The 26,554-nt window shown below is 63.8% G+C and carries 23 protein-coding genes; 14 read left to right on the forward strand and 9 right to left on the reverse strand.

The features are described from left to right. Window positions 1-34 precede the first annotated feature (34 nt). Together LB543_RS31405 and LB543_RS31410 are read left to right on the forward strand one after the other, a co-directional pair. Complete coding sequence (locus LB543_RS31405) at window positions 35-1,102, forward strand: alpha/beta fold hydrolase (RefSeq protein WP_224617070.1); 1,068 nt, start codon at window positions 35-37, stop codon at window positions 1,100-1,102. A gap of 52 nt (window positions 1,103-1,154) precedes the next feature. Further along, the gene (locus tag LB543_RS31410) at window positions 1,155-1,655 is read left to right on the forward strand and encodes a hypothetical protein (RefSeq protein WP_224617072.1); all 501 of its coding nucleotides are present in this window, start codon (window positions 1,155-1,157) and stop codon (window positions 1,653-1,655) included. Here the strand turns inward: LB543_RS31410 and pyk are convergent. Continuing rightward, window positions 1,628-3,058 (reverse strand): pyruvate kinase, encoded by a 1,431-nt coding sequence (gene pyk, locus LB543_RS31415; protein WP_140754659.1) that lies wholly within the window; start codon window positions 3,056-3,058, stop codon window positions 1,628-1,630. The genes LB543_RS31410 and pyk overlap by 28 nt on opposite strands. Beyond that, window positions 3,055-3,501 carry a DUF1036 domain-containing protein gene (locus tag LB543_RS31420; RefSeq protein WP_224617073.1) on the reverse strand — a complete coding sequence of 149 codons (447 nt, stop codon included), beginning with the start codon at window positions 3,499-3,501 and terminating at the stop codon, window positions 3,055-3,057. The genes pyk and LB543_RS31420 overlap by 4 nt, the downstream gene beginning before the upstream one ends. 287 nt (window positions 3,502-3,788) lie before the next feature. Between LB543_RS31420 and LB543_RS31425 the strand changes: the two genes are divergently transcribed. From LB543_RS31425 to LB543_RS31435, 3 genes are all read left to right on the forward strand, one after another. After that, a complete protein-coding gene (locus LB543_RS31425) occupies window positions 3,789-4,586 on the forward strand; it encodes an N-formylglutamate amidohydrolase (protein ID WP_140754661.1) in 798 nt (265 codons plus the stop codon). An 11-nt stretch (window positions 4,587-4,597) separates the two neighbouring features. Beyond that, entirely contained in the window at window positions 4,598-4,906 is a 309-nt protein-coding gene (locus tag LB543_RS31430) for a DUF1244 domain-containing protein (RefSeq protein WP_140810762.1), read from the forward strand. A 98-nt stretch (window positions 4,907-5,004) separates the two neighbouring features. Beyond that, window positions 5,005-6,186, forward strand: coding sequence for an MFS transporter (locus LB543_RS31435; RefSeq protein WP_224617052.1), 1,182 nt, complete (start codon window positions 5,005-5,007; stop codon window positions 6,184-6,186). Here LB543_RS31435 and LB543_RS31440 read toward each other — a convergent pair. Continuing rightward, window positions 6,144-7,058 carry a LysR family transcriptional regulator gene (locus LB543_RS31440; RefSeq protein WP_224617054.1) on the reverse strand — a complete coding sequence of 305 codons (915 nt, stop codon included), beginning with the start codon at window positions 7,056-7,058 and terminating at the stop codon, window positions 6,144-6,146. The two genes, LB543_RS31435 and LB543_RS31440, sit on opposite strands and share 43 nt — an antisense overlap. Before the next feature lie 118 nt (window positions 7,059-7,176). Here LB543_RS31440 and LB543_RS31445 point away from each other — a divergent pair, with 118 nt between their 5' ends. Further along, the gene (locus tag LB543_RS31445) at window positions 7,177-8,136 is read left to right on the forward strand and encodes an SDR family oxidoreductase (protein ID WP_224617056.1); all 960 of its coding nucleotides are present in this window, start codon (window positions 7,177-7,179) and stop codon (window positions 8,134-8,136) included. Window positions 8,137-8,210: 74 nt separating this feature from the next. Here LB543_RS31445 and LB543_RS31450 read toward each other — a convergent pair whose 3' ends face one another. The 5 genes from LB543_RS31450 to LB543_RS31470 all read right to left on the reverse strand — a co-directional run bounded on the left by LB543_RS31450 (window position 8,211) and on the right by LB543_RS31470 (window position 16,173). Next, on the reverse strand, window positions 8,211-8,369 hold the full coding sequence (locus LB543_RS31450) for a DUF3309 family protein (protein ID WP_140754672.1): 159 nt from the start codon (window positions 8,367-8,369) through the stop codon (window positions 8,211-8,213). 119 nt (window positions 8,370-8,488) lie between these two features. Beyond that, window positions 8,489-11,665, reverse strand: a complete 3,177-nt coding sequence (locus LB543_RS31455; RefSeq protein WP_140810756.1) for an efflux RND transporter permease subunit — start codon at window positions 11,663-11,665, stop codon at window positions 8,489-8,491. A 79-nt stretch (window positions 11,666-11,744) separates the two neighbouring features. Further along, a complete protein-coding gene (locus LB543_RS31460) occupies window positions 11,745-12,920 on the reverse strand; it encodes an efflux RND transporter periplasmic adaptor subunit (RefSeq protein ID WP_224617058.1) in 1,176 nt (391 codons plus the stop codon). Between the two features lie 826 nt (window positions 12,921-13,746). After that, the gene (locus LB543_RS31465; protein ID WP_140810754.1) at window positions 13,747-14,877 is read right to left on the reverse strand and encodes a patatin-like phospholipase family protein; all 1,131 of its coding nucleotides are present in this window, start codon (window positions 14,875-14,877) and stop codon (window positions 13,747-13,749) included. 207 nt (window positions 14,878-15,084) lie between these two features. After that, on the reverse strand, window positions 15,085-16,173 hold the full coding sequence (locus LB543_RS31470) for a citrate synthase/methylcitrate synthase (RefSeq protein ID WP_224617060.1): 1,089 nt from the start codon (window positions 16,171-16,173) through the stop codon (window positions 15,085-15,087). 92 nt (window positions 16,174-16,265) lie between these two features. Between LB543_RS31470 and LB543_RS31475 the strand changes: the two genes are divergently transcribed. Beyond that, the gene (locus LB543_RS31475; protein ID WP_224617074.1) at window positions 16,266-17,408 is read left to right on the forward strand and encodes a citrate synthase; all 1,143 of its coding nucleotides are present in this window, start codon (window positions 16,266-16,268) and stop codon (window positions 17,406-17,408) included. A gap of 20 nt (window positions 17,409-17,428) precedes the next feature. On the opposite strand, the gene phaR is transcribed toward LB543_RS31475, so the two are convergent. Further along, window positions 17,429-18,040, reverse strand: coding sequence for a polyhydroxyalkanoate synthesis repressor PhaR (gene phaR, locus LB543_RS31480; protein WP_224617062.1), 612 nt, complete (start codon window positions 18,038-18,040; stop codon window positions 17,429-17,431). A 296-nt stretch (window positions 18,041-18,336) separates the two neighbouring features. On the opposite strand from phaR, the gene LB543_RS31485 reads away from it, so the two are divergent. From LB543_RS31485 to LB543_RS31515, 7 genes are all read left to right on the forward strand, one after another. After that, window positions 18,337-19,515 carry an acetyl-CoA C-acetyltransferase gene (locus LB543_RS31485; RefSeq protein WP_140754684.1) on the forward strand — a complete coding sequence of 393 codons (1,179 nt, stop codon included), beginning with the start codon at window positions 18,337-18,339 and terminating at the stop codon, window positions 19,513-19,515. 106 nt (window positions 19,516-19,621) lie between these two features. Next, window positions 19,622-20,347, forward strand: coding sequence for an acetoacetyl-CoA reductase (gene phbB, locus LB543_RS31490; protein WP_140754686.1), 726 nt, complete (start codon window positions 19,622-19,624; stop codon window positions 20,345-20,347). A 198-nt stretch (window positions 20,348-20,545) separates the two neighbouring features. Beyond that, window positions 20,546-20,782, forward strand: coding sequence for a hypothetical protein (locus LB543_RS31495; RefSeq protein WP_140754688.1), 237 nt, complete (start codon window positions 20,546-20,548; stop codon window positions 20,780-20,782). A 299-nt stretch (window positions 20,783-21,081) separates the two neighbouring features. Further along, the gene (locus tag LB543_RS31500) at window positions 21,082-24,516 is read left to right on the forward strand and encodes a helicase-related protein (protein WP_224617064.1); all 3,435 of its coding nucleotides are present in this window, start codon (window positions 21,082-21,084) and stop codon (window positions 24,514-24,516) included. Between the two features lie 10 nt (window positions 24,517-24,526). After that, window positions 24,527-24,913: an RNA-binding S4 domain-containing protein gene (locus LB543_RS31505; protein ID WP_224617066.1), complete on the forward strand. Its 387-nt coding sequence runs from the start codon at window positions 24,527-24,529 to the stop codon at window positions 24,911-24,913. A 235-nt stretch (window positions 24,914-25,148) separates the two neighbouring features. Continuing rightward, window positions 25,149-25,487, forward strand: coding sequence for a ferredoxin FdxA (gene fdxA / locus LB543_RS31510; RefSeq protein WP_224617068.1), 339 nt, complete (start codon window positions 25,149-25,151; stop codon window positions 25,485-25,487). Window positions 25,488-25,856: 369 nt separating this feature from the next. Then, window positions 25,857-26,438 (forward strand): CarD family transcriptional regulator, encoded by a 582-nt coding sequence (locus LB543_RS31515; protein WP_006327799.1) that lies wholly within the window; start codon window positions 25,857-25,859, stop codon window positions 26,436-26,438. Window positions 26,439-26,554: the final 116 nt, after the last annotated feature.

The raw sequence follows: 26,554 nt of genomic DNA on the forward strand, positions 1-26,554 counted from the left end.
CTCCCCTACTCCCCTACTCCCCCGTATACCCCGCATGAACCTGATCTATGCCGCGCTGGCCTTCCTGATGGCGCTTGCCCTTGCCCTTGTCGGCGTGACCCGCGTCGGCTCATGGCTGATCGAGCGCCGCGTTCCGCCGATCGGCGAATTCGCCGACATCGACGGCGCCCGCATCCACTATGTCCACATCCCCGCTCCAACCAATGCGGATCTGCCTCCGATCGTCTTCATCCATGGCGCCAGCGCCAATCTTAGGGATCAGATGCTGCCGCTGAGGCCACGGCTCGAAGGGCGGGCCGAAATGCTGTTCCTCGACCGGCCGGGAGCCGGTTGGTCGGGACGCCGCCCCGGCAACAGTGAGGATCCGTCGGCTCAGGCCAACACCATCGCCGCGCTCATGGACCGTCTCGGCATCAAGAAGGCAATCATTGTCGGCCATTCCTTCGGTGGCGTGGTGACGGCGGCTTTCGGCCGCGAGCATGCGGACAGGACGCTCGGCCTCGTCTTCCTGGCACCGGCAACCCATCCCTGGCCGGGCGGCGCGACGTCCTGGTACTACGACCTGACCACCATTCCGGTGATCGGCCGGCTGTTCTCCGAGACCCTGAGCTATCCTGTGGGAACGTTGCGGATGGCTGATGCCACGACCTGCGTCTTCGCGCCCAACAAGGTGCCGGACGATTATCTCGCCTCAGCCTCGATCCCGCTGGTGCTGCGGCCATCGGCCTTTCGCGCCAATGCCACCGACGTGGCCGGGCTCTATCGCTATGCGCTTGGTGCCGCGCCGCACTACAAGGAGATCACGGCGCCGACCGTCGTCATTTCGGGCGACCGCGACAAGGTCGTCTATGCGCATATCCATTCCGTTGGCCTAGTGCGCGACATCTCAGGCGCCGAGCTCGTCTGGGTGCATAATCTCGGTCACAAACCCGACTGGATCGCCCCCGACCTCGTCGTCGGCGCCATCGAGAAAGTCGCCGGCAAGGATATCGACCTGGAAGCCATCGCCAGGAAGGTGGAAGCCCGGATTGCCGACGACGCCTATGGCGTGGGCAAATGCGCCGACATCAAGGAACCTGAAGCGGAGCACGCGCCAACCTGATGCGTGCCATCCGAAAACGGTCATCGCAAGACCCCATCAGGACCTGAGCGGCATGTATGTTCTGAAACACGGCATAAAGAGAAATCCGGAAAAGCGATGGGCGCTGCCGGATCGCATCTTCTTCGGTCACGGCGCGTGCGCCATTCTCGCCGGCACCTTCCTCGAGCATCCGCCTCTTGAGGGATTTTACGGCGAGCGGATCATCCCCGCTGAGAACTTTTCGGGAAACCATATCTATGTGACCAACGGCATGATCGCTTTCGACTACCACGGCTATTGCGCCCGAGAGCGGTTGCTCGAACATCATGAAAGAGGCTGGGCCTCGCGGAACGCCGGATGGCGTTGCACGATCGCGAAGGTCGATTTCGATCTGCTCGATACGACCGAACTCAACCGTCGAAAGATACTGGGCCCGGATCAGTATCTGTACGACCCTATTCCTCGCGCGCACCGGTTTCTCCAGCGAAGAAACCACCCGGAAGCCGCGGCAAGAGCGCTCAGGATCGCAATGAGGCTGGCGGCCGACTACCGGCCGGTTTCCGATCCGACATAGGCGATGCGCAGCATGTTGGTCGATCCCGGGGTCCGCAGCGGCACGCCGGCGGTGATGATGACGCGGTCGCCCGGCTTGCCGAAGTCTTCTTCCAGCGCAATGCGGCAGGCGCGGTTGACCATGTCGTCGAGATCGGTGGCGTCCGGCGACACCACGCAATGCGTGCCCCACAAAAGCGACAGCCGCCGCGCCGTGTCGACGATCGGTGACAGCGCGATGATCGGCACCTGCGGGCGCTCACGCGCGGCGCGCAGGCCGGTGGTGCCTGATGCCGTGTAGGTGACGATCGCCGACAGTTTCAGCGTTTCGGCGATTTCGCGGGCGGCCAGCGAAATGGCATCCGCACCGGTCGCTTCCGGCTCCGAACGCTGTGCGTTGATGATGCCGGCATAAGTCGGATCTGTTTCGACTTTGGTGGCGATGCGGTTCATCATGGCAACCGCCTCGACGGGATAGGCGCCCGCCGCCGATTCCGCCGACAGCATGATGGCGTCGGCGCCTTCGAAGACGGCGATCGAGACGTCGGAGACCTCGGCGCGGGTCGGCACCGGGGCGGTGATCATCGATTCCAGCATCTGCGTGGCGACCACCACGGGCTTGCCGGCGCGGCGCGCGGCGCGCGTTATCTGCTTCTGGATGCCGGGCACGGCTTCCAACGGCATCTCGACGCCGAGATCGCCACGGGCGACCATCAGCGCGTCGGACAATTCGATGATCTCGGCCAGCCGGGCGACAGCCTGCGGCTTTTCGATCTTGGCCATGATGAGCGCGCGGCCGCGCGCGATCTTGCGCGCTTCGGCCAGATCTTCCGGCCGCTGCACGAAGGACAGCGCGACCCAGTCGACGCCCGTGGCGAGCACCGCGTCGAGGTCCTTGCGATCCTTCTCGGTCAGCGCGCCGACCGGCAGGTCGGTATCGGGCAGGCTGACGCCCTTCTTGTCGGAAATCGTGGTGCCGGCAATGACGGTACAGACGATCGACTTGCCGTCGCTCTTCACCGCCTTCAGCTCGAGCTTGCCGTCGTCGATCAAGAGGCGATGGCCAGCCTCGACCGAACTCAGGATTTCCGGATGCGGCAGGTAGACCCTGGTCGAGGTGCCAGGCTCGGGATTGTCGTCGAGCGTGAAGGTCTGGCCCAGCGTCAGCACTTCCTTGCCGTTGGCGAATTTGCCGACGCGCAGCTTCGGGCCTTGCAGGTCGGCCAGGATGCCGATCGGCCGGCCGACTTTTTCCTCGACGGCGCGGATGCGTGCGACCAGCGTGCGCATCAGCTCATGATCGGTATGGCTCATATTGATGCGGAAGACATCGGCGCCCGCTTCGAACAGCTTCTTCAGCATCTCCTCGGACGAGGAGGCCGGACCGATTGTGGCGAGGATCTTGACCTTACGGCTACGTCTCATTGACTATTCGTTCCCGGGGCGGCTGGGGCGCCTCCCGTTGCGGGCTCATCGGTGAGCTGGACCATCCAGCTTGCCTGCTCGCCCGTGTCATATTCCTGGAATCCGGCACGCTGGAAGCCCCGGGCGACGCAGTCGCTTACGCCGGCGATCTTGAACTCTTTTTCAGCCACGCACATGTTGATCGGGCCGTCCCAGCGTCCGCCTCGCTCGGCGTCTTCTGCATAAAGATAGTAAAACCTTGATGACAGCGGCCCTTCGATCAACGTCTTGCAGCTCGATCCTTCGATGTGCCACCAGCCCTCGGTGATCCAGCCGGCCTTGGCACGATAGCCGATACCGACGCCGACCAGGTTCTGCGTGGCGTTGCAGACGCGGAAATCGGCGTGCGCCGGCGAGGCCATGACCATTGCCGACGCGCCAACGGTCAGGATCAGGAATGGCATAGCAAAGGCTGAGCGCATGCGCTGCCTGCCGGCGCAACCCATTCCAAAACCCCTCAAGAACCACATCAGCATCTCTCTGCGCCCCTTTTCGGAAAAGTCCGGGCGCATGTCAACGCGCCGTTTCAACCAATCCAATCGATTTAGGAAGGCTCCCGGCGCGCCATCCGTCGCCCCTTGCCAGATTTCAGCGGAAACCTTGGCCAAACAACGGCATTGCGCACGCGTCGTCTTCGTGGAATGACGATAGCACCCTCCCCGGAAGCCAGCGAACAGCCCATTTCCCGCCAATGACCCGATCCACAGTTTTCGCGCCATTCGATATTGTCGAGGGCGACCGCAAGCGGGGCATCGTGCTTCTGGCCGATCATGCCCGCCGCGACTTGCCCGAGGAGTATGGCAGCCTGGGGCTGCCATCGGCCGAATTCGGCCGCCATATCGCTTACGACATCGGCGTCGAAGCGGTGACGCGCGAATTGGCGGCCCTGCTGGACGTACCGGCGGTGCTCGCCAATTTCTCGCGGCTGCTGATCGATCCCAACCGGGGAGAGGACGATCCAACCCTCATTCGTCAGCTCTATGACGGCACCATCATTCCAGGAAATTATCCCATGGCGCCGGAAGAACGCGAAAGGCGGCTTGATCGGTTCTACCGTCCCTATCACGATGCGGTCGGCGCCATGATCGCATCGGTCGTGCAAGCCACCGGCAAGGCGCCCTTCATCTTCTCGGTGCACTCCTTCACGCCGGCCATGCAAGGCAGGCAGCGGCCCTGGCATGTCGGCATCCTCTGGGACAAAGACGACCGGGCGGCGCGACAGCTGATCGACATGCTGGCTGAAGACAAAGACCTCATCGTCGGCGACAACGAACCGTATGACGGCGCGCTGCGCGGCGACACCATGTTCAGGCACGCCATCGTCAATGGCTACGCCCACGCGCTGATCGAAATCCGCCAGGACCTGATAGCAGACCAGCAGGGCATTCTCGCCTGGGCCGAGCGGCTGGCCCCGATCGTTGACGGCATCGACCGCCGTCCCGATATACATGCGGTAAAGATGTTTGGCTCGCGCACCGGGCCGCTATGACGGAGGTTCCGATGACCAAACTCAGCGACGAACAGAAGCGCGACTTCGAGGCCGCCGCCTTTCGCCGGCTAGTGACCCATTTGCGCGAACGTAGCGACGTGCAGAACATCGATCTGATGAACCTCGCCGGTTTCTGCCGCAACTGCCTGTCGAATTGGTATCGCGAGGCTGCCAATGCCGAGGGCGTCGATCTCTCGAAGGACCAGTCGCGCGAGATCGTCTACGGCATGCCCTATGCGCAGTGGCAGGCGCTCAACCAGACAGAGGCTTCGGACGCCAAGAAGGCCGAATTCGAAGCCAGGCGTCCTAGGGATCACTGAGTCCGTTTGGCCCAAATGCTTTCCCACAAGAGCGCTTGACTGAAAATTGAATCGATCTAATTTGCCGCGCAAAGCCATTTTCTGACCGGATTCGCCCTATGAACGCGTCGAGCGCCATGCAGACTGCCATCCGCGGGCGATGGGCGGTGGCCGCCATTTTCCTCGCCAACGGTTTTCTGACCGGCAGTTGGGCGCCGCAGATTCCGGTGTTCCTGACCAGGCTGGACATCTCGAAATTCACGCTAGGCCTGCTGATCCTTTTGTTTGGCGCCGGCGCGGTCACCGCCATGACATGGTGCGGCCACCTGATCTCCAAACATGGCTCGCGCACCGTGCTGCGCTGGTTCGGTCTCTGCGGCAGCCTCGGCCTGCTGGTCGTGGCGCTGGCGCCCAACGTGCCGCTGGCGGCCGTTGCCATGTTCATCTTCGGCGGCTCGATCGGCGGCATGGATGTCGCCATGAATGCCAATGCGGTGGTGGTGGAACGGCGGCTGGGGCGCGCCATCATGTCCTCGTCGCACGGCTTCTGGAGCCTCGGCGGTTTCGCCGGCGGCGCCCTTGGCGGCTTTGCCATCCAGACCTATGGCCATTTCGCCCATGCCGCGGTGGTGACCGCGCTTGCCTTTGCGGCGATCGCGGCGGCGGTCCCCCATATCGTGGCCGAAAACAGGCCGCAGGCGACCGAGCACCACAAATTCACTTTGCCGGCAAACCCATTGGTCTACCTGATCGGCCTGATGGCCCTGCTGACGATGATTTCCGAGGGCGCCGTACTCGACTGGGCGGCGCTGTATCTGCGGCAGGAACTCGGCGCCGACCTCGCCGTCGCCGGCTTGGCCTACGCCGCCTTCTCCGGCGTGATGGCGATCATGCGCTTTTTCGGCGATGGCGTCCGCAACCGCTTCGGAGCGGTGACGACGCTGCGCGGATCGGCTGTATTCGCCGCCGCCGGCATGCTGATCGCCGGCCTGTCACCCTCGCCCTGGCTCGCCATAGCGGCCTTTGCGCTTTGCGGCTTCGGCATCGCCAACATGGTGCCGATCATCTTTTCGGCCGGCGGCAACCAGGAAGGCATGTCGTCGGGCACCGGCATGAGCGTCGTCACCACCATGGGTTATTCCGGCATTCTGGTGGCGCCGTCGGCGATCGGCTTCGTTGCCGAACATTTCAGCTTCGGCCCGATCTTCATCGCCATGGCGGGCCTGCTGATCGTCGTTCTTCTGATGGCCGGATTGGCTCACCGCGCCGAATTCGCCCCCGACGCCGCACCTGCCGAATAGCGCTTCAGCTCCTCATGGACAAAGTCGGCCACGCGGCGGATGCGCACGCTGCCGCGCACGTCGCGATGCATGGCGAGCCAGACCGGCAGGGCAGGTAATGGCAGGCCGGGCAACACCTTTTCCACGAGCGGATCGCGGTCTGCCAGCGGCTCCTGGCCAAGACCAATGCCGTTTCCCGCCCGCACCGCTTCCCAGAGCACGATCTGATTGTCGGCCCTGAAGCGGAAACTGTTTCGGGTGACCGAGGCGCCATATTGGGAAAAGGCTCGGATCATCTCGTCGCTGCGATCGAAGCCGATCAGGGCGTGATTGACGAGATCAGCCGGCCCCAGCGGGCGCCCCTGCCTCTCGAGATAGGAGATGGCCGCGCAGGCACGGAGTGCGATGTCGCCGACCTTGCGTGCCACCAGTTCGTTCTGAGCCGGCTTGACCATGCGAATGGCGATGTCGGCATCCCGACGCAGCAGGTTCTCGATCTGGTTCGAGGCAACGATCTCGACCTCGATGCCGGGTTCATCGATGCCGAGCCTTGCCATCATGTCTGGCAGCACATAGGCCGCCACCACTTCGCTGGCGGCAATCCGCACCGTGCCTTCGATCGCCTCGACCGAGCCCAGCGCGAGCCGTGAAAAGGCACTAGCCTGTTCGCTCACCACCTTGCCCCGTTCGAATAGCGTGGCGCCGGCTTCCGTCAGCGCATAGCCGCTTCGCCCGCGTCGGAACAGCGTGACGCCAAGCGCCTGCTCCAACTCCCCGATGTGACGACCAAGCGTCGGCTGGCTTGCCGACAGCTTTCGCGCCGCGGCCGACAGGCCGCCGGTTTCCGCCACGGTGACGAAGCTCTTGATCAGGTTCCAGTCGATGTCATCCATTCAATAATGAATATTAAAACTGCAATCCTGGTCAATTTCAATTCATAGATGAGGCAATCATATTCACCCTGCAAACACCGATACGGACTGCAACAACCAACCAGGAGTTAGTTATCCAATGACCAAGATCGCAATCCTCGGCGCCAATGGCCGGCTCGGCCGCGTGGTTGCCAGAGCCTTCATCGACGCCGGCTTCGACGTCCGCGCCGTCACCCGTACCGGCAAGGTGCCGGCAGAGCTTAAGGGCGCAACGGCGGTTGAAGGCGACGCGCTGGACCGCCAGTCGCTCATCCGCGCCACACAAGGAGTCGACATCATCTTCAACGGCCTGAATCCTATCTACACCGACTGGGGCAAGTGCCTGCCGATGGCGCAGAACGTCATGGCGGCCTGCCATACCAACGGCGCGCTGCACCTCTTCCCCGGCACCGTCTACAATTACGGCTCGCCAATGCCGGCGGTGATCACGGAAGACACACCCTTTCATCCAACCACGGAAAAAGGCCGCATTCGCTGCGCCATGGAGGATTTGTTCCGCCGTGAGGCCGAGGCCGGCCGGGTGCGCACCATTCTTCTGCGCGCCGGCGATTTCTTCGGCGGCACCGGCAGCGGCTCGTGGTTCGACTTGGTCGTCGCCGCCAAGATCAACAAGGGCATCTACACCGCGCCTGGTCCGGCCGACCTTGTGCATGAATGGGCCTATCTGCCGGACTTCGCAGTCGGTTTCGTCGCGCTGGCGCGCAATCTCGACAAGCTCGGCTTCTATGAGGCGCTGAACTTTCCGGGCCACGCCGTCACCGATCTCCAGATCAAGGCCGCGGCCGAGAAGGCCGTCGGCCATCAGCTCAAAATGACTTCCATGCCCTGGTGGGTGCTGCGCGCCGGCAGCCCGTTCGTGGCAATGTGGCGCGAGATCGTCTCGATGTCATACCTGCGCTTCGAGCCGCACCGGCTGGCTTCGACGCGGCTGGAAGGCATCATTGGAGAAATCCCGCATACGCCGCTCGACCGGGCGGTCGCCGATGCGCTCCAGGATATCGGCATCGCCACCGTGAATGGCGCCGCGGAAGCTGCCTGATTTCCAACGCCGACGGCACTTACAACTTACCCGAAGCTGAAGGCCTTTCGTCCTTTACGAATTGAGGCGGCAGCTCAAAGCCGCCCCATCAACACCAGCACCAGAACCACCACCAGCACCACACCGACAATGCCCGAAGGTCCATAACCCCAGGATCGCGAGTGCGGCCATGCCGGCACCGCTCCGATGAGGACAAGGATCAGGACGATGATGACGATGGTGCTGATCGGCATGACAAATTCCCCGCTCTGCGTTGCTTGCGAGACAATGCTGGGACATCGGCCCTGAGGGAAAATGCCAAAGGCCGCCCGGTTGTTCCGGGCGGCCTTTGCCAGTTAGATCGGGGAGCCGTCTATTCGGCGGCTTTCGGGAAGGCAATTGCCGGCTCGGCGCCTTCATCCGCTGCCGGGGTGTCCGACGAGATCTGGCCCTTGCCACGCCGGAACAGGCGGCTGAACCAGCCGCGCCGCGCACCGGGTTTGATCTTGGCGCGCGTGAACACCATCAGCATCGACGGCGTCACCACCAGCGTCAGGATGGTGGCGAAGGACAGGCCGAAGACGATCGCCGAGGACAGCGAAATCCACCATTGCGTCGACGGCGCATTGATCGTCGTCTCGTGATGGAAGATTTCCAGCCCGAGGCCGAAGGCGATCGGCAGCACGCCGAGAATGGCCGATACCGCCGTCAGCACAACCGGACGCGCACGCTCGCGGCAGGTCTGCAGCACCGCGTCCATCTTGTCCCAGCCTTCCTCGCGCAGCCGGTCATAGGTGTCGATCAGCACGATGTTGTTGTTCACCACCACGCCTGCCAGCGCGATGACGCCGATGCCCGACATGACGATGCCGAACGTCTCGCCTGTTATCAGCAGTCCGAGGAACACGCCGATCGTCGCCATGACGACGCAGGACAGCACCAGCCAGACGCTGGTGAACTTGTTGAACTGCGCCAGCAGCACTAGGAAGATCAGGAAGATCGCGGCCCCGAAGGCCTTGCTGAGGAAGGCGCTGGCTTCCGCGCTGTCCTCGTTCGAGCCGGCCAGTTTCCAGCGTATGCCACTGCCGAGATTCATGTCGGCGACGGCCTGGGTAACCTCCTGCTGAACGGCGGCGACCTGAGCGCCGGCGGCGACGTTGGCCTGCACCACCACGGTGCGGGCACCGTCGATGCGATTGAGGATGCCGACGCTCGGCTTCGCCTTGCGAACGACAAAGTTCGAGATCGGCACCGATCCTTGCGAGGTCTGTACCCTGAGCTCGTCGAGCGTCGACAGCGTGCGCCGGTCCTCGGGCAAGCGCAGCCGGATGTCGACCGCCTTGTCGGCGCCGGCCGGCCGGTATTCCGAGAGCTTCAAGCCATTGGTGACGAGCTGCACCACCGTCCCGACGGAGGTTGGGCTGATGCCATACTGGGCGGCCTTGGCCCGATCGACCTCGAGCGCCCAGTCGACGCCGGGCGGCGGCAAGCCATCGGAGATGTCGATGACGCCGGGCACCTTGGCAATGCGCGCGGCGACGGCGCGCGCCTTCTCGTCCAATCCCTTGGGGTCGATGGCCGAAAGCCTGATCTGGATCGGCTTGCCGGTCGGCGGGCCTGCTTCCGGCACGCGCACCTCGACGTCGACGCCGGGAATGCCGGCCATCACGCCACGCAGGTCGTTCAGGATATCGTTGGCCGATTTGCGCTCGCGCCAGTCGATGAATTCGTACTGGATGACGCCGACGACGTCTTCGGGCACGTCCTGGCCGCCGCCCTGGGACTTGCCGACGCGCGTATAGACCGACTTCACGCCCGGCCAGCCGAGCAGCCGGTTTTCGGCAATCTTGGTCGCGGTATCCATTTCGGCCAGCGAGAGGTTGCCGCGGGCATGCACATAGAGCAGGCCGTAGTCGGGTTCGACGCTCGGGAAGAACTCGACGCCGGCACCATACTTCGAATAGCCAACGAAGATGCCGGCCAGCAAGACGACGGTGAGCACCATCACGGTGATGGGGAAGCGTACTGCCTGCTTGACGACAGCCATGTACCAGCCATCGCGATTGCCTTCCTCGTGATGCTGCGGCGCCTTGGCGAAGATCGCACCCAGCGTCGGCGCGAAGACCAGCGCATAGAGCATCGAGGCCGACAGCGTGACGATCAGCGTGATCGGCATGTACTTCATGAAATCGCCGATGATCCCCGGCCAGAACAGCAGCGGCGAGAAGGCAGCGATACGCGTCATCGTCGCCGCGATGACCGGACCGGCCATGCGCTTGGCGGCGAGCGCGAAGGCTTCCTGCTTCGGCATGCCCTCGCTCATCCGTCGTTCGGCGAACTCGGTGACGATGATGGCATCGTCGACCAGCATGCCGACGGCCAGGATGAGGCTGAACAGCACGATCATGTTGATCGTGTAGCCCATCATGGCCAGCAGCAGGATGCCGATCAGGAAGGATGACGGAATGGCCAGGCCGATGAGCAGCGAGGCACGCCCGGACAGCGCGTAGAGGATGACGATGAACACCAGGATGACGGCGATCATCACGTGGTTCTGCAGATCGCCGAGCAGTTGGTTGACGAAGACCGACTTGTCCTGCGTGTAGGTGACGTGCATGCCTTCCGGCATGGTCTTGACGAAGGTGTCGGACACCTCCCTGACCTTGGTCAGCGTGTCGATCAGATTGGCGCCGATGCGCTTCTTGACCTCGATGGCGATGGCCGGCTTGCCGTTGAGGCGCGTGATCGTCGTGGCATCGGCGAAGGTCGAGCGGATCGTCGCGATGTCCTTGGCCTGAACCACGGCATTGGGACCGGCGACCACGGGAAGTGCCGCCACATCCTCGGGCGTCTCGATCAGCGACGGCACCTTGACGGCGTATTTGCCCTGCGAGCCCTCGATGTTGCCGGCGGCGACCAGGCTGTTGGACGCGCCGACGGCGCCGATCAGCTGATCGAGCTGCAAGCCGTAAGACGACAGCTTCATCGGATCGATGACGACTTCGACCAGATCGTCGCGGGAGCCTTGCAGGGAACCTTCGAGGACGCCGGGCACTTCCTCGATGCGGTCACGCAGTTCGCGCGCGGCGGCCGCCAGTACGCGTTCGGGCAATTCGCCCGACAGCGTGACGACGAGCACCGGAAATTCGGAAATGTTGACCTCGGTGACGACGGGCTCTTCGGCCGCTTGCGGCAGGTCGGCCTTGCCGTCCTGAACCTTGGAGCGCGTATCCTGCAGTGCCGTCGCCAGGTTCGTCTGCGGCTGGAACTCGACCAGCACATAGCCGCCGCCCTGGAAAGCGGCCGAGCGCATCTCCTTGAGGCCTTTCAGGCTCTTCAGCTTGCTTTCCATCGGCCGCAGCAGAAGGCGCTCGGAATCTTCGGGCGAAATGCCTTGATAGATCAGGCTGACATACATCATCGGAATCGGAACGTCGGGTTCCGCTTCCTTCGGCGTCGACTGATAGGCGACCCAACCTGCGATCAGCAGGAAGACCAGGACCGAGATGGTCAGGCGGGCATTGTTGATTGCGAGTCTGACGATATCCATGACTTATGCCTGCTGTTGGCTTGGGGAGTGGCGAACGGACATGCTGTCGCCGGGCAAGGCCCGGCGCCGGCGCCCCGCGCTACTGCGTCCCGGCGGTGGCTTCGCCGATCAGCTTGTTGATGGTTGCCTGGTCGGCCTCGACCGGATGAACCTCGTCGCCTTCCTTCACCAGTTCCTGGCCGGCGACGATGATGCGCGCATCGGCCGGGATGCCGCCGAGCACGAGACCGGTCGGCGTGTCGTCGACCAGGTCGATCGGGAAGAATGCCACCTTGTTGTCCGTGCCGACGGCGCGGATGCCGAGATCGCCCTTGTCGCCGAGAGTCACCACCGAGCGCGGCAGCAGGACGGCGTCGGTCGGCAAGGCGCTGAGCTGGATTTCCGCCGTCATGCCGGCCGGCACGGAGCCATCGGCATTGGGGATGGCGATCTCGACACGGAAGGTGCGGGTCGCCGACGAGGCGTCGCGGCTGATATAGCGCACGGTGCCTTCGACGGTCTGGCCACTGACCAGCCGAACGCTGGCCTTGTCACCGATCTTGAGATAGCCGAGGTCGCGCTCGCTGATTTCGCCGCGCGCGATCACCGGATCGAGCTTGAGGATGGTCGCTACCTCGCCGCCCTGCATGACGGAGCTGCCCAGTTCCACCGGCACCCGGTCGATGACGCCGTCAAACGGCGCCTTCACTTCGTTGCGGTCGAGCTCGGCCTGCGCGGTGTCCAGCTGGGATTGCGCCAGGGTCAGATTGGAGCGGGCGGTGTCGAGCTGCAGCTTCGGCAAATTGCCCGTCTTGGCCAGCCGCTCGGCGGCATCGAGTTCCGCCTTGCGCTGCGCCACAAGCTGCTTGGCGTTGGCGGCCATGGAGATCTTTTCCTCAGCGGCGAGCATCAGCACCAGGTCACCGGTCTTGACGTGATCGCCCTGCTTGACAGGCAGCTGGTCGATGACGCCGGCGACGCGGGTTGCAAGCACCGCGCGCTTGTCGGCTTCGGTCAGCCCGGAAATGCGGATGGCGCGCGCATAGGTCTTGCGCGGCGGCGTCACCACCGCGACGGTGCGCAGCGGCGCTTTCTGTTCGGCTTCCGCCGCCTTCGGCTTGCTCGCATCCGGCGCCTTGCCCTGCTCGACTTCGGCTGCCTTGGCCTTGTTGGCCGCTACACTGCCGACCGACGAGAACTCGCCCGTCGCCATCCACGCCGCGAAACCGATGAGCACAACAATGGCTGCAAGCTTGTGAAACCTGATTTTAGGCATCGTCATTTTTCCACTGCGGGTTCGGCCAGCACCGCCTCTTATGACGCGGGCGCGTCGCCGATATGGGTGCGCGCCTGACCGTGTTCAAATTGCCGTGATCGGCGAGCGCGCTTCTACATCAAAGTTGCATCGCAATATAGTCCCAAAGTTGCAGCAGCATTGCATAGCCGGGCAAGGTGTGGTCGCCATGAAACGGTTCTTCGTGACTTGCCTGTCTACTTGACGAAGCGCCCGCTGGCTCGCGATCCGCCCCTGAAACTTCGGCCACGGGCGACCAGCCGCGCTCGCCATGGGTCGTCTCCGGACTACAGCCGCGATCCGCGTCGCGTCGCTGATTGAAGTGCAGGCACAAACCGACGATCGGCGTCAGTGCGATCGGCGAGGGACAATGGCAGCGGCGCCACAACACTCGGCCAAAGGACTGGAATCGCTCGGGAAAAGGGACGACGGCCCCTTCGGATCAGGCTGCTGTCCGACCCCGATGCACCGACGTCGGACAGATGCTGAAAGCACCTATGCGCCCGCATTATTGCGTCCCGGACCGCGTGTCATGATACGCCCGACTTCGGGCGCGGCGCGAGACAGGTGCGGGAATACCAGGTGTATTTCGTCCTATTCGCAATTCTGTACCGAGCATTGCGCCCGATGCCACTGAACGCTCCGGGGCAGCGCCATCCGACCGTCAGTGGCAGCAGGCGTCAGCATGATGACGGCTCTTCCGCACGCCAAGGTTGCCGTCACGCCGACGACGCTGGACTGGGCGCTGCTCCGGAGACCCCCGTCATGGCTGCCGGCAGACGCTGCCGTGGAGCGAACGCCGTCGGATTCAGGCCCGACGGCGTTCGGCCTCGGGATTCTTGCGCGCGGCGAGAAATTCCTTGACCCGACGGCCGGGTGCGGGACCGCGTACCGGCTTGAACCCATCATCGAGTTCGCCGGACAGGTCGAGCGTAGCTTGGCTGCCGACGGCATCGTAATTCTCTTCCAGCCAGTCGCTGGCGGCGGTGCGGCCGAGGTCGCGCAGATAGGTCAGGAAGGCCCATTCGGCATTGACCTTGGACGATGCCGACAGATCCTTGAACGCCTCGTCGGCATCGATGCGATGCATGCGGATGTCGCGATATTCGCCATGCGGCAGTCGACCTGCGGCAATCAGTTCCTTGACGAAGGCGATCGAGCGGAATTCGCGCAGAAGCCCGGCATTGAAGGTGATCTCGTCGATGCGGTTCTGGATCTCGTTGGCGCTTCTTGGTGTTCCCTCGCGCACCACCGGATTGATCTGTACCAGAAGCACATCTTCGGTCGCCGCGGTCTTGAAGAACGGGTAGAGCGCCGGATTGCCGCCGTAACCGCCGTCCCAATAGGGCACGCCCTTGATCTCGACGGCGCGGAACAGTTGCGGCAGGCAGGCCGACGCCATCACCGTGTCGAGGTCGATCTCGCCATCGGAAAACACCCGCAACTGCCCTGTCTCGACATTGGTGGCGGAGATGAACAGCTCCATCGACTTGCAGGCGCGGACATTCCCGAAGTCGATCTCCCTTGCGACCACGTCGCGCAACGGATTGAGGCCGAGCGGGTTGGCGACATAGGGCGAAAACACTCGAGACATGGTGTCGAAGAAGACATAGCCCGGCGTGTTCTCGATTGACCAATTGCCCCAGGCGACATCCCACGGCATGCGCTGCACCGGGCTGAACCGGCCCTTTGCCGCCACCGCGTGCCAGAAATCGTCCAGTTTCTGCCTGGCGCCCTCGACTCCGCCGCGCACGAAACCATCGGCCAATGCGACTGCGTTCATGGCGCCGGCGCTGGTACCGGACACCGCCGATATCTCCAGCCTGCCATCCTCCAGCAGCCGGTCGAGCACGCCCCAGGAAAAGGCGCCGTGCGAGCCGCCTCCCTGAAGGGCGATGTTGATCTTCTTCTTTTCCTCCGCCTTGCCGTTCTTCGTCATGGCGTTCCTGTCATCCTGATGCGCCGGCCTGCCCCAACGTCATTGGAAGGAAGCAGCCATGGCCGGCTTATGTTGCAGTGCAGCATATAAGGATGGACCAAGGCAAGAACACGAACACGGTCGCGTGATCACATGAAATTTCGGTGATGCGAAAAGCCCCTCCGCTGCGATGCGGAGGGACCGTAGCTTTCGAAACAGACGGAAAATCTAGGCGACGAGGTCAGGCACCGGCCCGACATAGCGTGACTGCGGACGGATCAGCCGCCCGGTGGTCTGCTGCTCGCGCGCATGCGCGATCCAGCCGGCAACGCGCCCGGCGGCAAAGACATTGCTGAAGGCATCAGGAGGAAATCCCGCCGCTTCCAGCACCAGCGCGGTGTAGAACTCGACATTGGTCTTCAGCGAGCGCTGCGGCTTGGCGACCCGGAGCACGTCGAGCGCCGTTTGCTCGACCGTCTCGGCGAAGGCCAGCCGGCGACCGGTTTCGCCCTCGCCGCCAAGCTTGCGGACCACCGCTTTCAGCACATCGGCGCGCGGATCGCGCACGCGATAGATGCGATGGCCGAAACCCATGATGCGTTCGCCACGGGCGATCTCGCCGCGCAGCCAGCCGGCAGCGTCGCCATGCGCAGCGATGGCGTCGAGCATCTTGATGACCGGGCCGGGCGCGCCGCCATGCAGTGGACCCTTGAGCGCGCCGAGGCCGGCCAGCACCGACGATGTCAGGCCGGCCAAGGTCGAGGCGACAACGCGGGTGGCGAAGGTCGAGGCATTGAGGCCATGGTCGCATACGGTCACCAGATAGGTGTCGAGTGCCTTGGCCAGATCAGGCGACGGGATGGAGCCCCTGAGCATCCTCAACATGTCGGCGGCATGATCGGCCTTGCCGTCGGGTGCGATCGGCTGCTCACCGCACTGCAGGCGCAGCAGCGCAGGCGTCAGCACCGCGGGCGCCGCGATCAGCCGCAAGGCGTCCGTCAGCGTCTCGCCATCCGGCAGCAAGGCCATGCCGGCGCGCATGGCGCTGTAGACATCAAACGGTGCCAGCAAGGGCAGCGCAGGCGCGAGCCGCTCGAACACCTCGACGCGTGCCTCACCCAGTTTTGCCGCCAGTTCGGCGTCGCCAGGCAGACCGTCGAAGAACCCGTCCAGCAGTAGGTGGACGACCTGGGCGTAACTCCATCGTCCAGCCAATTCCCCAAGCGAATGGCCGCGGATCGTCAGGCGACCGCCCAGACCATCGACATCGGACAGCACGGTTTCGGCCGCCACCACATCATCGAGCCCATTCGCCATAGCCTTGTCTCCTTGAAGCTTTTCCCGATGGGAGATAAGGGTGGGCGCCATAAGCATCAATCTTGATCAATAGAATCAACATCTGGCTCGATATGTCCGAATGGTTGTCGCGGGAAGAGGCATTGGAAAGGCTCCGGGTTAGGCCGCAGACGCTCTATGCCTATGTCAGCCGCGGCCGCATCGGCATGCGCCCGGATCGTGCCGACCCGCGCCGCAGCCAGTACCGTGCCGACGACATCGCGGCGCTGGCGACGCGAAGGGCGCGCGGGCGCAGCCCCTCGGCCATCGCCGAAAGCGCGATCGCCTGGGGCGAGCCGTCGATCGTCACCGCGATTTCGACCGTCTGGCACGGCCACCTCATTTATCGGGGTCGGGACGCCGCGGCGCTGTCCGACCATGCCACGCTGGAAGAAACCGCTGGGCTGCTCTGGGCCCTGCCCGGCCCGATCAGTTTCGAAGCGCCGTCGCCAGATGCGCCGTCCCAGATCGGCCGCGCCCCGGCCTTTGCGCAACTCGCTTTGCTTGCCGGCCAGGCGCGGCCCTCGCTTGGACGAAGTGCTGCCTTGCTGTGCACTGATGCCGCGCACGCGATCGGCGTGCTGGCCAGCGCCCTTGGTGCCATCGCGGGATCTGAACCAGTGCATCGGCGATTGGCACGGGGTTGGTCGGCGGATGATGGCGGCGCGGAAGCGATCCGCCGTGCCCTTGTCCTGCTTGCCGATCACGAACTCAACGCATCGACCTTCGCAACCCGCGTCGCGGCCTCGACCGGAGCCTCGCCCGCCGCGTGTCTGCTTGCCGGCCTGGCGACACTGTCCGGTCCCCGCCACGGCGGGGCCGGCGAAGCGGTGATGCAACTCGCTGAAGACGCGGCGCGGCACGGCGCCGATGCCGCGATCCGGCGCTGGCTCGGCCATGACCGGCCCCTGCCGGGGTTCGGCCATCCGCTCTATCCCGAGGGCGATCCCCGGGCCGCAGCGCTTCTGGCCGCCCTCGACAACACCGACGAGGCGTTGCAATCGCTGCAAGCGGCCGCCATTGCCGCGACAGGCGCCCAACCGAATATCGACTTTGCCCTGGCCGTGCTGACGCGCGGCCTTGGCTTGCCGCGCGATGCACCATTCCACCTGTTCGCGCTTGGACGCAGCGTCGGCTGGGCCGCGCACATGGTCGAACAGATCGCGAGCGGCAGCAGCATCAGGCCGCGCGGCCGCTATGAGGGATTGCTGGGCTGAATGTCGTGAGCGCTATGCGCTTACGACATCGTATCGAGCTTGCGCTGCATGGCCGCGATCTGATCCTTCAGCTGTTGCAGATCGTCGGGTTTCTCCGGCGCTTCCTTCCTGGCCGGTTCGGCAGGGGTCGCGGCAGGCGCCGACGAGCCCGGGGGCGGAAAAGGCGTGAACAGCCGCATTGCGTTCTGGAACATTTCCATGTTGCGGCGCGTCTGTTCTTCCAGCGCCTTGATCGGCGTCGCCATCTTCATCACGTCGAGCGGCGACTTGCCGATGGCGCCCTTCATCTGTTCGCGGAACCGCTCTTGTTCCTTGGAGAAGGCGATCATCGACTGTTCGAGGAAGCTGGGCACGATCATCTGCATCTGGTCGCCGTAGAAGGCGATCAACTGGCGCAGGAACGGGATAGGCAGCATGTTCTGCCCGTCCTTGTTCTCCAGCTCGAAAATGATCTGGGTCAGCACGGGATGCGTGATGTCATCACCGGTCTTGGCGTCCTGGACCGTGAATTCCTCGCCCTTCTTGACCATCTCGGCCAGATCCTCGAGCGTCACATAGGTGCTCGTCCCCGTATTATAGAGGCGGCGGTTGGCGTATTTCTTGATAATGATCGGGTCGTCTTTTGCGGCCATCTGCATCCTCCCCGGACACCGGCACGCCTGAGTAAGCAGCCGGTAACGATTGCGCCCTTTTTGAGGATATGCGCAAAAGCCTCATAATTCCAAGCAGTTTGTGCAGTGCGGGATCATATAATGCTGCATGGCAGGCTAAATATGCTGCGCAGCACCGGCCAGACCGCCGGCGCCACGAGGTGAGGTCTGCTTGCGGCGCATCGGCGCCATGCCGATTTCCGGTTTGACTTGGGGTTGGGAAAGGGCAAGAAAAGTCCTCAACGGCACAACAACACCCTTGAAGTCTGGAGAAGAAAATGTCCGCTTCCATCGTCATTGCCAGCGCCGCGCGCACGGCCGTAGGCTCCTTCAACGGCGCCTTCGCCGCCACGCCCGCGCATGAACTCGGCGCCGTCGTCGTCAAGGAACTTTTGACGCGTGCCGGTGTCGAGGCGGCCGAGGTCGACGAGGTCATCCTCGGCCAGGTGCTGACCGCGGCGCAAGGCCAGAACCCGGCTCGCCAGGCCTCGATCCTGGCCGGCCTGCCCAAGGAGACCACCGCCTGGGGCCTTAACCAGGTTTGCGGCTCTGGCCTGCGCGCCATCGCGCTCGGCATGCAGCAGATCGCCACCGGCGACGCCAAGGTGATCATCGCCGGCGGCCAGGAATCGATGTCGCTGTCGCCGCACGCCGAGCACCTGCGCGCCGGCGTCAAGATGGGCGACTACAAGATGATCGACACCATGATCAAGGACGGGCTGTGGGACGCCTTCAATGGCTACCATATGGGCAACACCGCCGAGAACGTCGCCCGCCAGTTCCAGATCACCCGCGACGATCAGGACCAGTTCGCGCTGGCCTCGCAGAACAAGGCCGAGGCCGCGCAGAAGGCCGGCAAGTTCAAGGACGAGATCGTCGCCTTCACCATCAAGGGCAAGAAGGGCGACACCATTGTCGACCAGGACGAATACATCCGCCACGGCGCCACCATCGATGCCATGACCAAGCTGAAGCCGGCCTTTGACAAGGACGGCACGGTGACTGCAGCCAACGCCTCCGGCATCAATGACGGTGCTGCCGGTGCGCTGCTGATGAGTGAAGCGGAAGCCGCCAGGCGCGGCATCACCCCGCTGGCGCGGATCGCGTCCTGGGCAACCGCCGGCGTCGATCCGGCGATCATGGGCACCGGACCCATTCCCGCCTCGCGCAAGGCATTGGAAAAGGCCGGCTGGTCGGCAGGGGATCTCGACCTTGTCGAGGCCAACGAGGCGTTCGCCGCACAGGCCTGCGCCGTCAACAAAGACATGGGCTGGGATCCCTCGATCGTCAACGTCAATGGCGGCGCCATCGCCATCGGCCACCCGATCGGCGCCTCGGGCGCCCGCATCTTCAACACGCTGGTCTTCGAGATGCGCCGACGCGGCGCCAAGAAGGGTCTCGCCACCCTATGCATCGGCGGCGGCATGGGCGTCGCCATGTGTGTGGAGGCTCTCTGATAGATTTTGGACGGGCGGCGCAAGCCGCCCGGTTCATATGTAGTGCCTGTAGCAAATCCAGTGCCTGCCAAGCCCGACAACAGGGCGATTTCAAAAGGGGAAATGCATGACCAAGGTTGCAATCGTCACGGGTGGATCGCGCGGTATCGGCGCGGCGATCTCGACCGCTTTGAAGACTGCCGGCTATTCGGTTGCCGCGAATTATGCCGGCAACGACGACGCGGCGGCGAAGTTCAAGGCCGAAACCGGCATTCCGGTCTACAAATGGTCGGTCGCCGACTATGACGCTTGCGCCGCCGGCATCAAGCAGATCGAGGCTGACCTCGGCCCGGTGTCCGTGCTGGTCAATAATGCCGGCATCACCCGCGACGCCATGTTCCACAAGCTAACGCGCGACCAGTGGAAAGAGGTCATCGACACAAATCTGTCCGGTGTCTTCAACATGACGCATCCGCTGTGGAGCGGCATGCGCGACCGCAAGTTCGGCCGCGTCATCACCATCTCCTCGATCAACGGCCAGAAGGGCCAGGCCGGCCAGGTCAACTACTCCGCCGCCAAGGCCGGCGATATCGGCTTCTCGAAGGCGCTCGCCCAGGAAGGCGCGCGCGCCGGCATCACCGTCAACGTCATCTGCCCCGGCTACATCGCCACCGAGATGGTCAAGGCGATCGACGAGAAGGTGCTCAACGAACGCATCATCCCGCAAATCCCGGTCGGCCGCCTGGGCGAACCGGAAGAGATCGCGCGCTGCGTTGTCTTCCTGGCTTCCGAAGACGCCGGCTTCATCACCGGCTCGACCCTCACCGCCAATGGTGGCCAGTACTTCATCTGAGTCCTCTTCTCACCGCAGCTAACGGCTGGGGGATCGACGCGTGCTCGCAACAAGCGGACCGGGAAACCGGTCCGCTTTCAAACGACGCTTGATCCTTGGAAGGCTTCGCTGTGGCGCGATGCTCCAATCCGGCACGCAAAGGTTAATGACGGCAGCCGCGTCTGTGCGAAACCCTGTGGTCAAGCCTGTGGATTCTCGGTGGATAAGCTGTTCACAACACAAGATATTGGGGGAACAAAAGGAGAAAATACCGCTGGCGCTGATTTGTCGCCGATTCGTTCCGGCTTTGAGCGCAATGTTAACATTAATGGCCTCGATTGCCTGCAATTCCTTAACGCCGAGTTCAGAAAGATTAACAATTTCATAATGTTGAGCGGGGCGTACCGTACTTCCCGCATCGTTTACCGGCAAAAGTTAACGGCAAGGCCTACCTAGCATAAAACGGGCCAGTTTCGACGATTCAGCATGTGGTGAGACTCGTCGTCACAAAATCCATATCTAGCCGTGAACAAAAGCTGAATCTCTCGGAGTCAGCGATTCGTCGCTGATTCGTTCCAGACTCGTTCCAACTGTTAAGCAGCGGCTCATTTGCGGGTCGACGCGGACGTCTTCGGCACCCTGCCAGAACATTCCGCTTTCGCTTCGCGCCCGAAATCCCTATGTGTCGGCTGTCATACGCGCCGTCCAGGCACGCTCCCGACCACGAGAGGCCAGAAAGCCTTATTTCCGAGCCGATGAACATTCAGCAGAAACACACCGAGCCGCTGATCCTGTCGGGCCGCGACGTGACCGCCGTGCTTGGCCCGACCAACACGGGCAAGACCCATCTCGCCATAGAGCGCATGGTGGCGCACGAAACCGGCGTCATCGGCCTGCCGCTCAGGCTGCTGGCTCGCGAGGTCTACACGCGCGTCTGCGAGAAGGTCGGCGCCCACAAGGTGGCGCTCATCACCGGCGAGGAGAAGATCCAGCCGCTAGGCGCCAAATATTCGGTCTGCACCGTCGAAGCCATGCCGCGCGAGTCCGACGCTGCCTTCGTCGCCATCGACGAGGTACAACTGGCCGGCGACCTCGAACGCGGCCATATCTTCACCGACCGCATCCTGCATCTGCGCGGCCGCCAGGAAACGCTGCTGCTCGGCGCGGCCACCATGCACGGCATTCTCCAGCGGCTGCTGAAGGGCGTCTCGGTGGTGACGCGGCCGCGGCTGTCGCATCTGGCCTATGCCGGCTCCAAGAAACTGACGCGCCTGCCGCGGCGCACCGCGATCGTCGCCTTCTCCGCCGACGAAGTCTATGCCATCGCCGAGCTCATCCGCCGCCAGCAGGGCGGTGCGGCCGTCGTGCTCGGGGCGCTGTCGCCCCGCACCCGCAATGCCCAGGTGGCGCTGTTCCAGTCGGGCGATGTCGACTACCTCATTGCCACCGACGCGATCGGCATGGGCCTCAACCTCGATCTCGATCATGTCGCCTTTGCCCAGAACCGCAAGTTCGACGGCTACCAGTACCGCAATCTGACGGCGGCCGAACTCGGCCAGATCGCCGGCCGCGCCGGCCGGCATCTGCGCGACGGCACGTTTGGCGTCACCGGTCAGGTCGACCCACTCGACGAGGATCTGGTCCAGAAGATCGAGGGCCATGAATTCGACCCGGTGAAGGTGCTGCAATGGCGCACCGCGCAATGCGATTTCGCCAGCCTCGATGCGCTGAAGCGATCGATCGAAACCAACGCCCCGGTCGAAGGCCTGACACGCGCGCTGCCGGCCGTCGACGCGCAAGCGCTCGAACATCTCTCCCGCGACGAAGACATCCGGGCGCTCGCAACCAATGCCAAACGCGTGGCGCTTCTGTGGGAAGCCTGCGCGCTGCCCGACTATCGCAAGATTGCGCCGGCCCAGCATGCCGACCTTATCGCCTCGATCTACATGGACCTCGCCCGGCATGGCCATGTCGACGAGAATTACATGGCCGAGCAGGTGCGCCGCGCCGACACCACCGAGGGTGATATCGACACGCTGTCGCACCGCATCGCCCAGATCCGCACCTGGACATTCGTGTCGAACCGGCCCGGCTGGCTGGCCGATCAGGCACACTGGCGGGAAAAGACGCGTGAAATCGAAGACAGATTGTCGGATGCGCTGCATGAGCGGTTGACGAAACGCTTCGTAGACCGCAGGACTTCCGTCCTCATGCGGCGCCTTAGAGAAAATACCATGCCTGAAGCCGAAATCAGTCCTACCGGAACCGTCCTTGTCGAAGGCCATCATGTCGGCGAGCTGCAAGGGTTCCGCTTCACCGCCGACCAGACCGCCGGCGGCGAAGACGCCAAGGCCGTGCGCACGGCCGCGCAAAAGGCGCTGGCAGCCGAATTCGAGGCCCGCGCGGAGCGCTTCGGCGCCTGCGCCAATGGCGACCTCGCGCTCGGCTCGGACGGCACACTGCGCTGGATCGGCGCGCCAATCGGCACGCTGGTTTCGGGCGAGGACGCGCTGAAGCCGCGCCTGGTGCTGCTGGCCGACGAGCAACTGACCGGCCCGGCCCGCGACAAGGTCGCCGCGCGCGCCGAGCGTTTTGTCAATTTCCAGATCGAATCCCTGCTGAAGCCGCTGGTCGACCTGAAAAACGCCGAGCAGATTTCCGGTATCGGCCGCGGCATCGCCTTCCAGCTGGTCGAGAATTTCGGCCTCATCAATCGCCGCGACATCGCCGAGGAGATGAAGTCGCTCGACCAGGAAGGTCGCGCGGCACTTCGCCGGCTCGGCGTGCGCTTCGGTGCCTATCACGTCTTCGTGCCGGCGCTGATCAAGCCGGCACCCGCCGGACTGGTGACCTTGCTTTGGGCGCTGAAGAACGACGGCAAGGACAAGCCGGGCTTCGGCGACGTCGTCCATGCGCTGGCGTCGGGACGCACCTCTGTTGTCATCGATCCGGCCTTCGACAAGGCGTTCTACAAGCTTGCCGGCTACCGCAATCTCGGCCGCCGCGCCGTGCGCATCGATATTCTTGAGCGGCTGGCCGACCTGATCCGCCCGGCGACCAACTGGAAGCCCGGCCTCGGCCAGCGACCGGACGGCGCCTATGACGGCCAGTCCTTCATGGTGACGCCGCCGATGATGTCGATCCTCGGCGCCACCGCCGACGACATGGAAGAGATTCTCAAGGGTCTCGGTTATCGCGCCGAGCCGAAACCGGTGGCGGAAGTCAAGGCACGGCTGGAAGCGCAGGACACTGCCGCGCGGGAAGCCGCCGCTGCCAAGCAGGCAGCCGAAGAGGTAGCCCGCGCGGAACAGGCCAAGGCGGCGGAAGAGGCGGCAGTGGAAGCCGCAGTAACGGAAGCCGGCGCTGTAGATGCGGCCGCGGAGGCAACGGTCGAGGGTTCGGCAACGGCAGCCGCCGAGGCCGCCATCGAAGCCCCAGCCGAGGTCATCGCGGAAACGGCAGCAGAGCCTGTCGCACAAGAGCAGTCGGAAGCCACGACTGAGGTTGCGGATGAAGAGGCGCCTTTAGCCGAAGCCGCTGTTGAACCCGCCGAGCCGGCCCCGGTTGAACCGCAGGCCGAACCTGAAGCTGCCGAGGTCGACGCCACGCCCACGGAGGAAGCCGCAGCGGCGGAGCCGATCGTCGAAGCCTCCGCGCCGACGGATGCCGCCGAACCGGCTGCAGTGGCGGAAGCCACCAGCGAACCTGCGCCGGAAGCCGAAGCGCCAAAACCGATCCTGTTGTGGCGCCAAGGTCGCTTTGACCAGCGCCCGCGCCATCGCGATGGCCGCAACAACCGCCCGCAAGCCGGACAGGCGCGCGGCCGAAGCAACGCGCCTGCCGATGCCGGCGACGGACCGGCAACAGGCACGCCCGCGGACCGTCCCGCTCATGAAGGGCGCCGCGACGGCGCCGGCAAACCGCGCTTCGACCGCTCGAAGTTCAAGCCGAGGCCGCAAGGCGAAGGCGCCGAGCGCCGCGACGGCCGCCCGCAAGGCGATCGTCCCGACCGCCGCGAAGGTCGGCCTGACTGGAAGGGCGGCAGCCCGGAAGGCAAGGGTGCCGATCGTGGCAAGGGGGGCGGAAAGCCCGCCTTCCAGCCCAAGCCGCGCGAGGAGCGTCCGGTGCGCTTCGATCCGGATTCACCCTTCGCCAAGCTCGCCGCTTTGCGCGACCAATTAAAGAAGTAGGCTCGCGTCGATGGTTGCGGAAGGCCGCCAGCGCATCGACAAATGGCTGTTCTTCACGCGCGCGGTGAAATCGCGCTCACTGGCGGCCAAACTGGTAGTCGCCGGTCGCGTGCGCATCAATCGCGACAAAGCAGCGCAGGCTTCCGATCTGGTCAGGCCAGGCGACGTGCTGACCATCACGCTCGACCGGCGTATCTTCGTCTGGAAGGTGCTCGGCGCTGGTGTGCGGCGCGGCCCTGCCGAGGAAGCTCGCACTCTTTATGAAGACATGTCGCCGCCCCCCGCAGCCAAGGCCGACGCACTTCCCGATGCTATCCCGGCGCTGCGCGAGGCAGGCAGCGGCCGCCCGACCAAGAAAGAGCGCCGCCAGACCGACCGATTGCTCGACGAAGATTGAGCCTTGCCGACCAGACGCGGGGGTGTGTTTTCCCAGGGCAAACGACAAACAAAAAGCAGAACCGGGACCGGCAAACGGGACGGCCTGTGGGCATGTCGGGCCCTCGCGGCACCGCCCACCTGGAATTCCATTCCCAAACCCTGGCGCCACTGGGAATAGCCACCCTTGCAAGCGGCCGACAAAGGCGTTACCTCACAAAAAAGCCAACAAAAACGGGACATCCCGGAGCCGACCGATGACCTATGTCGTGACCGACAACTGCATCAAATGCAAATATATGGACTGCATCGAGGTCTGTCCGGTCGACTGTTTCTACGAAGGCGAGAACATGCTCGTCATCCATCCCGACGAGTGCATCGACTGCGGCGTCTGCGAGCCGGAATGCCCGGCCGACGCGATCAAGCCCGACACCGAGTCCGGCCTCGACAAATGGCTGCAGATCAACACCGAATATGCCGAGAAATGGCCCAACATCACCGCCAAGAAGGAGCCGCCGGGCGACGCCAAGACCTTCGACGGCGAGACCGGCAAGTTCGAGAAATACTTCTCCGCCGAGCCCGGCGAAGGCGATTGACAACACCGCTGTAAAGGCTTGTATGACGCAGCGTAACAGGCACGTCGGATTAACCGCCTTGACAGGCGGCGATCGGTTGTGGCCTTCGCTTACGCAGCAAAACCTTGATTCTTCCGACTTTTTGTGTTACATCAGCGAAACATGCCGGTGACACAACGTCGATTTATGGCGCAGACGCCCCAAATCACTGAAAGGTGAAAATCCCATTCCGGACCAGAGCGATCTGGGCCAGGCGGTCGCAGTTCGTGCGGTTTGCCGGTCCCGGCCTTTCCGGTGGGTTCATCTGTTGTGCGGCTAGTGATCGGTGACACCGATCACGTGAGTTCAGCCGGCACCGCCGCCGGCACACAACAAGGAGTTCAGGGCGTAATGGCAACGATAACCCCGCAGAAGAAGTCCACAGCCGCGCGTCACGGTTTCAAGACCGGCGAGTACATCGTCTATCCGGCGCATGGCGTCGGCCAGATCGTCTCGATCGACGAGCAGGAAGTGGCCGGTCACAAGCTGGAACTGTTCGTCATCGACTTCCAGAAGGACAAGATGCGCCTGAAGGTGCCGGTCGCCAAGGCGACCTCGATCGGCATGCGCAAGCTGTCGGAGGAGGATTATGTCGAGCGTGCGCTGAAGGTCGTGCAGGGTCGCGCCCGCGTCAAGCGCACCATGTGGTCGCGTCGTGCCCAGGAATATGATGCCAAGATCAATTCGGGCGACCTGATCTCGATCTCGGAAGTCGTGCGCGACCTCTACCGCGCCGACAACCAGCCGGAGCAGTCCTATTCCGAACGCCAGCTCTACGAGGCGGCGCTCGACCGCATGGCTCGCGAGATCGCGGCCGTAAACCGCATGTCGGAAACCGAAGCCGTGCGCCTGATCGAGGTCAACCTCAACAAGGGCCCCAAGCGTGGCGCCAAGGCCGACAACGAGGAAGCCGAGCAGGAAGAAGCTGCCTGAGCTTTTCGCCTTCGAGTTGAGTTAACGAAACCCGGCCTCGTGAACTGACCCCGTAAAGTTGGACGGTTCATTGATCTGGTAGATTTAAGGGCTGGGTCCTGTATTGCACAGGGGCC

Origin of the sequence: Mesorhizobium sp. ESP7-2, from assembly GCF_020164715.1 — a bacterium.
Taxonomy (GTDB): Bacteria; Pseudomonadota; Alphaproteobacteria; order Rhizobiales; family Rhizobiaceae; genus Mesorhizobium.